The 12559-nt window shown below is 46.8% G+C and carries 13 protein-coding genes and 1 tRNA gene; 4 read left to right on the top strand and 10 right to left on the bottom strand.

Annotated features, from left to right (window positions below):
* Positions 1-50: 50 nt before the first annotated feature.
* From AT710_07090 to AT710_07075, 4 genes are all read right to left on the bottom strand, one after another.
* Positions 51-860, bottom strand: coding sequence for a hypothetical protein (locus AT710_07090; protein KUO91277.1), 810 nt, complete (start codon positions 858-860; stop codon positions 51-53).
* A gap of 1 nt (position 861) precedes the next feature.
* Entirely contained in the window at positions 862-1854 is a 993-nt protein-coding gene (locus AT710_07085) for an alcohol dehydrogenase (GenBank protein ID KUO91276.1), read from the bottom strand.
* Positions 1855-2036: 182 nt separating this feature from the next.
* Entirely contained in the window at positions 2037-3308 is a 1272-nt protein-coding gene (locus tag AT710_07080; GenBank protein KUO91275.1) for a nucleoside phosphorylase, read from the bottom strand.
* A 525-nt stretch (positions 3309-3833) separates the two neighbouring features.
* A complete protein-coding gene (locus AT710_07075; protein KUO91274.1) occupies positions 3834-4136 on the bottom strand; it encodes a hypothetical protein in 303 nt (100 codons plus the stop codon).
* A 294-nt stretch (positions 4137-4430) separates the two neighbouring features.
* On the opposite strand from AT710_07075, the gene AT710_07070 reads away from it, so the two are divergent.
* Positions 4431-5633, top strand: a complete 1203-nt coding sequence (locus AT710_07070) for an aspartate aminotransferase (protein ID KUO91273.1) — start codon at positions 4431-4433, stop codon at positions 5631-5633.
* Here the strand turns inward: AT710_07070 and AT710_07065 are convergent.
* The 3 genes from AT710_07065 to AT710_07055 all read right to left on the bottom strand — a co-directional run bounded on the left by AT710_07065 (position 5619) and on the right by AT710_07055 (position 7583).
* The gene (locus tag AT710_07065; protein ID KUO91278.1) at positions 5619-6128 is read right to left on the bottom strand and encodes an NUDIX hydrolase; all 510 of its coding nucleotides are present in this window, start codon (positions 6126-6128) and stop codon (positions 5619-5621) included. The genes AT710_07070 and AT710_07065 overlap by 15 nt on opposite strands.
* A 102-nt stretch (positions 6129-6230) precedes the next feature.
* Positions 6231-6306: transfer RNA gene (locus AT710_07060), tRNA-Gly, on the bottom strand.
* An 80-nt stretch (positions 6307-6386) separates the two neighbouring features.
* Positions 6387-7583 carry a hypothetical protein gene (locus AT710_07055; GenBank protein ID KUO91272.1) on the bottom strand — a complete coding sequence of 399 codons (1197 nt, stop codon included), beginning with the start codon at positions 7581-7583 and terminating at the stop codon, positions 6387-6389.
* A gap of 140 nt (positions 7584-7723) precedes the next feature.
* Between AT710_07055 and AT710_07050 the strand changes: the two genes are divergently transcribed.
* Positions 7724-8167: a hypothetical protein gene (locus AT710_07050; protein ID KUO91271.1), complete on the top strand. Its 444-nt coding sequence runs from the start codon at positions 7724-7726 to the stop codon at positions 8165-8167.
* A gap of 31 nt (positions 8168-8198) precedes the next feature.
* Here the strand turns inward: AT710_07050 and AT710_07045 are convergent, their stop codons facing one another.
* Complete coding sequence (locus AT710_07045; GenBank protein KUO91270.1) at positions 8199-8738, bottom strand: hypothetical protein; 540 nt, start codon at positions 8736-8738, stop codon at positions 8199-8201.
* Positions 8739-9230: 492 nt separating this feature from the next.
* On the opposite strand from AT710_07045, the gene AT710_07040 reads away from it, so the two are divergent.
* Together AT710_07040 and AT710_07035 are read left to right on the top strand one after the other, a co-directional pair.
* A complete protein-coding gene (locus AT710_07040; protein ID KUO91269.1) occupies positions 9231-9458 on the top strand; it encodes a hypothetical protein in 228 nt (75 codons plus the stop codon).
* Positions 9455-10189 carry a hypothetical protein gene (locus AT710_07035; protein KUO91268.1) on the top strand — a complete coding sequence of 245 codons (735 nt, stop codon included), beginning with the start codon at positions 9455-9457 and terminating at the stop codon, positions 10187-10189. Before AT710_07040 ends, AT710_07035 begins: the two co-directional genes overlap by 4 nt.
* Positions 10190-10583: 394 nt before the next feature.
* Here AT710_07035 and AT710_07030 read toward each other — a convergent pair whose 3' ends face one another.
* Both AT710_07030 and AT710_07025 read right to left on the bottom strand, forming a co-directional pair.
* Positions 10584-11756 (bottom strand): hypothetical protein, encoded by a 1173-nt coding sequence (locus AT710_07030; GenBank protein KUO91267.1) that lies wholly within the window; start codon positions 11754-11756, stop codon positions 10584-10586.
* 466 nt (positions 11757-12222) lie between these two features.
* Complete coding sequence (locus AT710_07025) at positions 12223-12432, bottom strand: hypothetical protein (GenBank protein KUO91266.1); 210 nt, start codon at positions 12430-12432, stop codon at positions 12223-12225.
* Positions 12433-12559: the final 127 nt, after the last annotated feature.

Raw genomic sequence — 12559 nt, 5'->3', positions numbered from 1 at the left:
CAAATAATTGCCATCGCTCATGGCTTTGCAGTAAGAACCTTGACTATGGATTACCAAAATGGGGGGTTAAGGGGGCGAAAAGCCTCGCCCTTCAGGGCGGGGAGGAGGTCAGAAGCCTTAACCCAACCACTATATGCCCAAGCCGCCACGCCGCTTAATGCGGCGCCTATTAATGCTTGGGAGAATGCATAGGCAATTATCGATGCCGCGACCAGGATCAACACAATCATTCTTCTCTTGAGAACTAGGGGGGACGCTAAGGCAGCCATGTAGAGGGCGGGTTGACCCGTGAAAAGCACTATGCCTGTTCCAAGCGATAAGCCGAGCCCCACCGCATCAATGATAGAGATACCTATGCGCTTCTGCCTGGGAGCCTCGGTTCCACGCATCAATATTGCGCTAATGATGGCGGCGGCATATGATGCAATGGATATGGATAACGGCAACCAGTAACTCCGCAATATTGAGAGGGCAATGGATATGGATGAAGCCATTATCGCTGTTGATTCCCAGGTCCGGAGCGATAGGTAAACAGAGTCCCCGATCCCCATTATTAAGCCGGCAAAAATCGTGGGGATTAGGATCAGCCATTTCAATGCATTCATATACATTATGATGAAGATCGCCACGTATATCCATGACCACGTTATGTTAATTAGGGGCCCCATATAGTGAGGCGACCTCAATCTTACTCCCCGCATAATGGCTATGCCGATATAGTAAGGAATCAATGGAATTAAGGCGGAAACCATGGGTAGCCCAGCCTCCCTCATAGTTAATGGAAGCAATAGGAACGATATTAGGTTCAATGCTCGCGATACGAATGAGCCGGGGCCTAAGCCTTTTTTCAATTGATTCACCCTACGGTTTCAGCAGTATTTTACCGATCTTTCTCCCATTTCTCAAGTCATCAAGTGCCTTTCCAAAATCCTCCAACCCATACTTAGCCACGACAGGCTCCACGCTATGATTCCTCATTAATTCAAAGGTCCTCCAAATATCTCCTCTATGCGCGGCTACATTGCCTATTATTGATATGTCCTTCATTATGGCGTAGCCCAGCTTAAACTCGTAGGCCTCGTTTGGATTAACATTCCCTATTAGCACTAATCTGCCGCCCATTCTAAGGCTNCTCATTGACTCACCAATGGTCGGCGTCCCCACATTCTCAATCACGACATCAACCTCGCCCACCCTCTTCTTGATTTCCTCGCTGAACTTGGGTCCAATTATCACATCATCCGCGAACCGCCGTAACTCCCTCGCCTTATCCTCGTAACTTGTCACCGCAATGACTCTGGACCCCATTGCCTTAGCTAATTGAACCGCATGGATCCCAACCCCGCCGCCGGCCCCCGTCACTAGCACTGACTCCCCAGGAATAAGCGAGGCCCTTCTTAATCCCTTATGAATCATGGCTAGCACGCAGGGAGTTAGGACAGCCAATTCATCGCTGACCCATGGCGGGACCTTCACTAAGGCATTCCCAGATATGCTTGCCTTCTCTGCGAAGAAACCATCGACATCCTCACCATAACTCCTCCTGGTTCTGCAATATACTTCCTCTCCCCTTAAGCACATGTCGCATGTTCCATCCGGTTCATAAAGCATTGGGACCACCCTATCGCCCGCCTTATACCTGGGATCCATTGATTCCGTAACCATCCCCACCGCCTCATGGCCGAGGATAACTGGAAAACGCATTCGGGGGTAATACCCCATTAACTCCAGTAAATCCCTATAGCAAAGGGAGGCATATGTTACTGACATAACAACGCGGCCCGGAGCCGCTGATGGTTCTTTAACGTCCATTATAGAGTAATCCATCTTTCCATTAACTATTACTGCCCTCACGCCACTAATGCCTAGGGAAACTTTAAAGCATTCGCTCCCCTCTTTTATTGGGTAAAATATTGTTTTTAACGAAATTATGCTCCTCCTTGCCCTTAGGCAGTAATACGCTTATATGGGAGCTTCGAATTATTGTGATGGAGCCAAGTAGATCAATTGATCAGAGCTTGCATTATATCCGATGACTATTCCCTGGGGATAGGAATACTCGCCCGTGAGCCATTAATTGTTACTTGGGATCCATTAATTGCGGTGTATTGGATCTCAGTGACTGGAGTCACATTATAATAGGCCCTATTGGCAACTATGTATCCATGCATTGCAGCATTTGAGAGCGGCGATAAGTCGCTGAACGATGTAGTATTATAAAGGTTAAGCTCTGTGAAGTGAGTGATTACATATATTACAACCAGCGCCGCTCTATCTGCAGCTAGCACCCCGTGGTAAGTGGATGGGTACCACGGCGTATCCGATATGCCTCTTATTATCACCCAGGGAACGCCTAATTGGGCATTGGCATACGCAAATCCAAAGCCCTCGTTCTCGCCTGCATCAGTCTCGTAAAGGGCGTTCTGAGCCTCCATCCAGGAAAGCGGTTCAGTCCATTGATTCGCCGACCCTATCACGCCCACTATTAGCCTAGCCGGTATGGAGCCTGTCACGTTTAGGCCTGTCGCATCAATTAACGATGTATTGCCGAGCATATTGGCCGCCGCCTCCGCTGTCTGCACTAGGCCCAGCGAGGCGGGCAGCACGGCAATGTAAGCATAGTTAGGGCTTGGCGTGCCGGGGCCGTATCCATACGTGGAGGCATTTTGAGGCATTGGTCCCTCTTCGCCGTATGTAGTTATTAGCGACTTGCTTATCAATGAGAAATTATTCAGCACCATTTCGACGCCGGTATAATCGCTTTGGAATCCCCTATTATGGTAATGAATGGATGATTTATCTACCACGAATGCCCCAACAACTACATCACCCACCCTCACATTTGGATTTCTTGATCCAGCTGTTCCGCTGAGTATTGCTGCTACCACATGGAAGTGAGTATCCATTAAGTAAGTAGCTAATTCAGCTGCATACTCCTTCTCGCCGCTCCTAACCAGAACCACGGGCCGACCATTTATTGATCCCAAGTAGAAGGCGTAGCCATCTATGTAGGCCACCGCTTGAACCTTCATAGCCGCCAATATCGGCGCCTCCTCCATAGCCATGGGGGTCACTATTCCTATGCGGGGAGTCTTGATTAACGCGAGGGCAGTACTTAGCGAGAGCTCAGTGCCGTTTACTGATTTAACGACTAATCCATTTAGTTCAAGCGCTTCAATGGTTTTGCCATATGTGTTGGCGATTTCATATTCCTGTGCCGCCACCATAATTGCCGCAATAACGGCTAGGGCCAGCACCATTATTGCTATTTTGGGGGGAGTCATGCCTCCGGTTTTTTCGCTCATCATATAATTAATTATTATAATATCCCATATATAAAAATTGTGGATACTAACAAATTTTTATTATAATTATTTAAATAACTGATTAAAGAGCAGATTTATAGATTAATCCTCAATTTCCGGAATGAATCTCCGCAACACCGCGTAGTAAAACGCTAAACTAAATACCGCAGCAAAGAAAATGGCCGAGAAAAGCATAGTATAGATCGCCGCCAATGGGATATTGATTAATTCATCAATCATACTCGCAGCGCTCACTCCGCTCATGCCCTCCACAAATATATAGGGGTACCTGCCCATCTGACCTCCTCCCCGCCTTGAGGGCGAGGGCTCCCCGAGGTCTAGGGGGTTACGCCCCATTACGGGCGCTACTCGGTGCCCCACATTCGCGTCGCGGGTCCTCCTCCCGGTATTGCGGGAGAAGTCGGCTCCCGCCCCCCATTCTCCAAGAATTGACCGGGAGAGGACGTTAAAGGGAAATAGTCCTTCTTTTTAAGCTTTACCCCCGCCCTAAAGGGCAAGGTTTGCCATTCATTTTACCATGCTGGTCGGCCATATATCGAGCAATCCAAACTCAACCAGGGTTCCAGTTACCACGCCAAGGGAGAAATTTATGGCAAGCACTGTAGTCGCTGTTTTAGCGTATTTAAGGAAAACGGCATCTTTTGTTCTTTTCCATTGGATCAACCATGCGGATATTGCAAGCGGCGGCCCCAGCGTTAAGGATAGGAAGGCTGCATGTAGATATATACCGTAAATGCTCATGCTTAATGCGGCATTAACGTTGCCTGTATGAATATATACATGGGTGAGCGCATCATAAGTTTGACTCATATTATTCCCAATTTAATACCAGTTATTAATTAAAAAATTCACCAGTGTTTATTTATTATGTGTAGCGAGAAACGCTAATTACTGGCCCTGACGGAGCTCTATGTTTTTTCCAATTCCTAATCCACTTGGAATGCCGCTTAATACTCTATGGCATTTATACCCTAATTAACCCATAATAATAGTTATTTTGTACAATAATCAACAATAACTAGTAGTGAAAATAGCCATATGCTACGGAGTTAACTAGTCTATATGTGGATAATGCGTATATAATACATAATTCATGAACAAGCAATGCCGGGCTTCTCAAATACGATAGGCCTGCTCAGGGAGTCGCCGACTAGGAGAATAGACTCGATACGCGAGCGGCTACGCCGAGAGAACAGGGACATAATAGTGCTATCCACTGGTCAACCAAGTATACCCCCGCCCCCTAGGGCTCGGGAGGAATTGGCTAAGGAATTGATTGGAGGCGGCATGGAGTTGTTCGGGTACACGCCGAGCCAGGGTATGCTTGAATTAAGGGAGGCAATATCGAGTGACTTGAAGATGACGGGAGGAATAGATGTGGATCCCAATGATGTAGCCATCACGGCAGGAGGCCAGGAGGCAATGTTCACCACATTCATGGCAATCCTTAATCCAGGAGATGAGGTCATTTTAATGGATCCAACATACTTCGGCTATAAGCCCATACTTGAGTACTTGGGAGCTAAGGTGAGGAGAATACGGCTAAGCATGGAGAATGGCTTCAAGATCGATGTGGAGGAACTAAAAAGGAGCATTAATCCAAGAACTAAGGCAGTGGTGCTGGTTAGTCCCGATAATCCCACTGGTACCATTATTGGAAGCAGCGAGGCAAAGGCATTGGCGGATTTAGCTCGGGACCGGGATTTCTGGTTAGTGTCGGATGAGGCCTATAGAATGCTAGTATATGAGGGGAGACATGAATATTTATATAAATATGCCCCGGAGAGAACCATATCTATAAACACATTCTCCAAGGATCCAGGCATGCCTGGGTGGCGACTCGGCTTTGTTTATGGACCAAGCGAGGCAATAAGTCGAGTAAAGCTAGCCGGGGAGGAATTAACGTATTGCCCACCAGCCGTGTCGCAGAGACTGGCCATTATTTACCTAAAATCAAGCGAGAGAATGAGCCACGTGCAGCGCATAGTTAATGAATATAGGAGTAAGAGGGATCTCGTAATTAACGAGATTAGGAAGCAATTGCCATATGCTCGCTTCCATATCCCGCGGGGCTCAATGTTCATATTTCTAGACTTATCCAGCAAAGTAATTAATGGAGACTTATTTGCAGAATACGCTTTAACGAGCCACGGCGTCGCCGTTGTTCCAGGTAGTTACTTCAGCGATAAGTACAGGGGAGCCGTCAGGGTGTCCTTCGTATGGGAACCCAGCGATAGATTAATTGAGGGAATCAATAGGCTGAGCGCTGCTGTGGAGTCATGGAAAGAACCCTTAATTAGAGCATAGGTCCCTCTTAATGAGAGGCGGCTCCAGCGGCCTAAGCTCAGTAACTTGATGATCCACTAAGCGCCAATTTTCAAACCTGAATCTCCCATAGATTATTGACTTCGCGTCAAGCAGCATGGGGAACCACAACTTATCGTCCTCCCACATCCTATCATAAGGCACGTTCCTCACATTAAACCACACGGGCCTCGCCTCATCACTCTCCATTGGTGTTCCCTCATATCCCGACGCGGTAAATAAATGAACGAAGTGAACGGACTCCACGGAACCCTTGCTCCAGTTCCAAAACTCAAGAAGGCCAGACCACTTGAGCCCAAGCGGAATTAGCCCCACCTCCTCCCGAGCCTCGCGTATAGCAGCCATGCATATATCCTCGCCTGGCTCTACCTTGCCGCCAACGCCATTATAGTAACCAGCGCCGAGGCCCCTCTTTTTCTCTATTAGGAGAACCTCATCGCCGCGCCTTATATAGATCAATACTTCTAGAAAAACCATGAATAAGGAGGAAATGACTGTTTTTAACCTTAACCCTGGATCCGAAGCATTGATAATCATTGGGAGCAGCACCATGCCGCTAATGAGCCTTGGTAAGGATGATGCGGCCGCCGGGATTTGAACCCGGGATCTGCGACGTGGCAGGCCGCCGTCCTGATCCAAACTAGACTACGGCCGCTCATCTTTCGCATTAAATGGCTGGATTTTTAAGGTTTCCCCTCCATATCTTAACCCTGTGCAGACATGACTTGGCTTCGCTCATAGCGACTGCACTTTCCTCTTGACAATAATGGCTGCAGCAGCGCCAATTAGGATGGCGACGACCACTATTATTATGATTATTACTATGGCAAATGGATTCATGTATTGAACAACGGTAGAAGAAGGAAGAGCGGGGGGAACCACTAAGTATCTGGTCGATTCATTCCGGTTCATTATTACTTGGTAATGATCACTTGTGCTGGTTGCAGTAATTGGTATCAATGTCGCGTATTTCGGCAAAGGCATTATTAGTGGCGCTTGCAGTTCTTCCAGTGTTGTGTTTATTATGGTGGTGCGGCTGGGTATGACAAGTCCTTGCCCCATAATCACTATAAGGCTGGGATTGATCTCCCTGTAAGTAACTGTGATTATCGATACGTTTATCTCATGTCCATAAATGTATAGCGTCTCATTGCTGCTGGTCTCATTAATTATCGGTCTTAATCCGGTCATATTGCTAATATTTATGAAATAATAATAGGCGGCAATATATGGGATGAGCGGCGCATTAATGAATATGGCCCTTCCATTAATTACTGGAGCGGAGCCTAGTATGGAGAATAATGATGATGGCCACGGAGACGGGGCAATTAAGCTTGGCTGGACTGCGGCATTCAGAGGGGAAGCCACTGGTCCATACATGGATTGAGCAAGGAATGGTAAACCCATGTATACATACCCATTATTGGCGGGGGCCCCCGTCGGTAACCGCACCATAATTGTGATGTTTCCCCGTGGATACTCATTAATTGGAGCCAGCCTCACTGGGGGTGCCCAGGACCCATTTTGAATATTTTGAATGATTTCCTCAGCCTCTTTGCCGGTCACCCATGAGTACCCAATTCGGATTGATGATCCATTAAGCAAATAGACATATAATAGATATGATTGATCAAGCGACACATTGCCTAGGTACATTATTGTGCCGCCCCTCATAAATGGAAGAGCATATACAACAGGCGACCCGCTTGAGTTTAAAAGCAGGACTTTATACGTGGGCACGGCCACATACATGGTATAATTACCTGGATACATGTGCCCAATTGATGAATTACCTATTGATTGGGCTTGAACATTAATGCTCACTGGAATAATGGATTGAGTTGTTTGAGGCGTGGTTGATTGCGCGTAGGCCATAGCGGCTAATGCCAATATAGATGCGATTATAGCCAGCACCGCAATTATTATCCTCATGCTATCGCCGATAAGGGAGTCGTAGAGTCAATAAATATTACTAATCCCTATATTGATTCCCTGGACTTCACATACTAGTTACTAGTACATGAAGGAACTAGGAACTAGTATTTTAACTAGTGGGCATTTCCAGAGAGCTAATGAAGGGCGAGTTAAGGGATACTGCGCTGAGGGTCTACCTATTATTGGTTAGCGAGGGACGATCGATGAGCATTAGGGAGGTTCAGAAGGCATTATCCCTATCCAGTCCAGGCGTGGCTTATCATCACCTTGAGAGGCTCACAAGGCTGGGGCTTGCTGTGAAGGAGGATGGCGGATATAGGGCAATACATAGAGGCGGCTTAATTGAGGGGCTATTAATAATCGGAAGCAGGATACTGCCCCGCTCGACGTTTTACCTAGGCTTCAGTTCCGCCATGCTTGTGGCATATATCATTGTAACCATGATTAGGTTAATTCCGCTGGATCCAATGGCTATAATAGCAATGGCTGCGCTCCTCGTTTTCTCCATAATGGAGTTCTGGGATCAATGGAGCAGGCTCCGCAGCATAATAAATAGGGAAGGCCAACAATTACAGAAGTAGTTAGTAGTTGAAAGTTAGGGTGAGGAGGCTGTCAGAGCATTAATGCTGCGTATATTATGGAGGCAATGGAGACAAGCACCGAGACTGCCCTATCCATGTTCCTAGGCACAATGAATCTAGCGAAGCCGTAAATAGACATGACCAGTATAGAGCCCGCGGCGAAGAGAAGGAGCGACGCGATGCCCATGAATATGCTGGCAGTGGCTGCCAAAGCTATTAGCAATACTTTGGTCGGCGTTAGCGCAAGTGCTCCCTGTATGAATCCTAATACCCTTGATCCCCGTGGTCCCAGCTCTAAATCGATGCCTCCCACCGATACATATAGAACTAGGATGCCCACCGCAATTGAAATCAATGCGGCTGCCTCGCTTAGTAATTGCTTTACTGGAAATGCGTTAATCACTAGAATCAGTGGAATAGCTATCGTGGCGAACCCCAGGCCATGGCTAATTCCGAAATAAAGCCCGCTCCTGAAGCCTCGTTGGGATAATGATATGGATGCCAAGTGGTCGGGCTCAATTCCATGCGCAAGACCTAGAAGAAGCCCAGCAACCAAAACATACAAATGCATAGATATGGCTAGCAATGATTTTTTATAAGTTCAGATGCCGCCGAGTTCCCATGCCGAGGGGGATCCAATACATTTAAAAGAGGACAGGTATATTTTTCCGTCTCCTCATATCACCCTCAAAGATCTCCTCGCTGAGTACCTCGCACTTTGTATGGCAGCTAAAATGATAAAACGAACGGCAAACCTCGCCCTTTAGGGCGGGGTAAAGCTTAAAAANCTCTGGGAATGAGGCTATTGGCCGGTCAATTTTTAGAGAATGGGGGGTGGGGGCCGACGTACCCCCACAATGCCGGCTCGGGAGGGAAACGAGTAGCGCCCGTAATGGGGCGTAACCCTCTAGACCTCGGGGAACCCTCGCCCTCAAGGCGGGGAGGAGGTCAGCCAAGTACCCCTCCTCTGCTTCTCCATTCACGGCATTTATGTGATGGTTGATCCCACACTAAGCCAAATGGGCCAATTGCTACCGCGGCCTCGCTTAATGCGCTTCTAACGATGCTCAATGCGTTAGTGCTTGAGTATTGGCTGGATGCCCAAACCATTAGGCGGGATCTAGTTAAGGAGTACTTCAATATCAGTAATGGGTACATGCATCCAAGCAATAAGCCCGGTCTTGGCATAGAGATTAATGAAGACGCCTTGACACAATACCCCTATAGGAAAATGCACTTGGAGTACTTCAGTAATGATTATAAGTATAGGTATCACGGTGATGCAACATGAAGTTGATCAGGTTATTACCTGGAGCCGGCATTAGGAGCAGCATTGGAACTATGGGAGCCGCCGCGGTGACATTGATTCAAGATGATATTAATATAATGATTGATACCGGTCACTTCGGCAGTAGGGATAAATTACTCGCCAGGCTCAAGGCAGTGGGGCTCTCTCCAGGCGATATAGATGTAGTGGTTTTAACCCATATTAATTGGGATCATTGCCTTAACGTGGACCTCTTTCGCGNCTCCAGGATAGCGATAAGCAGGAAGGAACTGGAGGAGGGATGGCTCTCCGGCGTACCTGATGGATTCACCGCTAAGTTTAGGGAAATGTTGAAGGAAATGGATCTGTTATTGGTCAGTGATGGACAACGCATATCCAGCTCCACCAGCATAATATATACGCCAGGGCATACGCCTGGACACATATCGCTGCTCGTGGATGGCTCCCCCAGGATAATCATCGCTGGGGATGCCGTGCCTAATCTACGTGCCTATAGGAGAGGCGTTCCTGACTTGATCTTCTTCGACTTGAGCCTGGCCAAGTCAAGCATTGAGCGAATAAAATCATTGAAACCGGACTACATAATCCCAGGGCATGATAGCCCATTTAACGATGCTGGATACGTGGAGAGAGATAACGTGGATATAATATTGAGGAAAGAGAACGAGGAGAACCTAGTCATCACTATAAGTAACGTGGAGGCGGATAAGCCCATAGTATATAGAGATAAATAAATTATCCCAATCTCTATATAGCCTATTTCCAACGTGAAATCCATTGAGTGAGCCCGACCCCCCTCACCCATGTATTCAAAAACCAACGGTGAGTTTCATTTCAAATCCTCTAAGGTTAGCCACAAACCGTGTGTGGCGTAGGTGGTTGACAAGGAGAATCAAGGACTTGAAGAAGCAGTTCCTCGCCTGCATTGCTTATAGTTATTTGGACTCTAAATGCATGCTTGGGAGACGTGCGCTATGATGGTTATTACCAATAAAGCGGCCAGAGGCAACAGAAAGGGCTATTGCCATGCCATAATCATAAAACGTTACAAGTATATCCACTCAGGAGTGATGTGGAGTCGCTGAACGCATCTTCCTCGAGGTTCAGCAAGCATCCCTCTTTGCTCGTTTAGGTTTGAGCAGCTTTGGGTTTTCGCTTCTCTATTACGTCCCCCGTAAGCATCTTAATCCCATAATTCTTGGCTCTCTCCACTGCCTCCTCCGTGGCGGACACGGCTAGGAATAACTTGATGGGATCATTGAATCCAAATGCCTTGGTCACTGTGCTGCACTTTACATTGAACCAATCCAGATCATCCTCGTCCGCAAACGACTTCACCTCTATGAGGTAAACCCTCCCATTCCGCGCCAGTACATCTATCTCGTAGATGCTGCCCTTGGGCCCAAATTGCCCTGCCTCATCCTTATACGTGAACCTATTAACGTACCTTAGATCTATTTTCTCCACTTCCACTAACTCCTTAAAGAAGAGCTTGATCACTTCCTCATAATCCTCGCCCCACCTCCTTCCCATGGAATCCATCCTCTTCTTGAGCCCTATTACCTCCTTGCTTAACTCACCAATCGCATCCGTCAATCTACTTAATCCATCCTCGGTTCTCTTTTGCGCCTCCGCCAACTCATTAACTCTTTCAGTTAATTTATCTAGCCGCTCAGTTAAATCATTAACTCTTTCAGTTAATTTATCCAATCGATCAGTTAAATCATTAACTCTTTCAGTTAATTTATCTACTCTTTCAGTTAATTTATCTAGCCGCTCAGTTAAATCATTAACTCTTTCAGTTAATTTATCTAGCCGCTCATCAGTTCTCTTCTGGACTTCCATCAACTCATTCATTCTTTCAGTTAAATCATTAACTCTTTCAGTTAATTTATCTAGCCGCTCAGTTAAATCATTAACTCTTTCAGTTAATTTGTTTAATCCATCCTCGGTTCTCTTTTGCGCCTCCGCCAACTCATTAACTCTTTCAGTTAATTTGCTGAGCCTCTCTTCGGTTCTTTGCTGTGCTTCAGCTAAGTTATTGATTCTCTCCACCAGCTTGGTCAATTCACTCTCTATTCCCTTCTGCGCCTCGGTTAATTCACTAGTTGACTTCAATAAGCTCTCCAGCACCCGCGTATTCTCCACGCTCAGCTTCGATTGCTCCTCAAGTAATTTCCTAATGCTTTCAAGCCTCTCGCCCCACACCGCATCCTCCATATTAATCGCTCTAATCAACTCCCGCCTAAATGCTGGATCATCCCTCAACAACTTAATCAAGGCATCCCTGATATCGCTCAAATTTCCTCAACCCATCGAGAAGAACATAGCCATAAATATAAGGGTTTCTCCTCCCAATCGCAACTCGAGACCAAGTTTTCCTTAATCGACTTCCTTAGCTTAAGTAATGCGTCTATTTATGGATGAATTGATGCATCAACACCTCACTCTGGTTTAGATGAAACTTACCCCTCATTGCAATTATGCATTGCATTACATGCATCAACTCGTCCCTACAAGCCCGGCCCATTGAATAACTCATCACCAGTACCATAATTAAAAAATCATTTAGTGTTAATACAATGCGTAAACTACCCCACCTCACGGACGGGGTCTCTGGTGTTGAAAGATGAAGAATACATGAAGGAATACATAATGGCTTCTTCATATTAATGATTGAGGTAATCCATCATTTAAGCGTAATGCGGAGATAAGCAATGATTTTTCCATCCATTAAACAAGAAGCAAATAACTAATGGAGAACAATTTAACGCCTCATACCTCGTCTGACCTCCTCCCCGCCCTGAAGGGTGGAGGTTCCCTTTGGGTGGTTCATTGGTTCGTGGTTTACCGCCTTCATCCTCACCACTTCACAGCTAGTGATTACCCACCCCGCTCCATTCGTCCAGCGGTGGACCACGGGCTGAGCCTTCAACCCATTACCCCTATCCCTCACCACGGAGAACCCCCCATCCACGGATCCCAGGGACTCAAGGATATATATTAGTGCGGGGACACGTTACGCGTTGCTCGCGCCCTATTCAGGGCTTCCCCACACAATTATTCCCTCGCATTCAGAGATTAAAAACCTTACCCCGCCCTAA

Source organism: Thermocladium sp. ECH_B, assembly GCA_001516585.1.
Classification (GTDB): domain Archaea; phylum Thermoproteota; class Thermoprotei; order Thermoproteales; family Thermocladiaceae; genus Thermocladium.
Note: the sequence above shows the minus strand (reverse complement) of the source record. Positions and strands in the feature narration are given on the sequence as shown.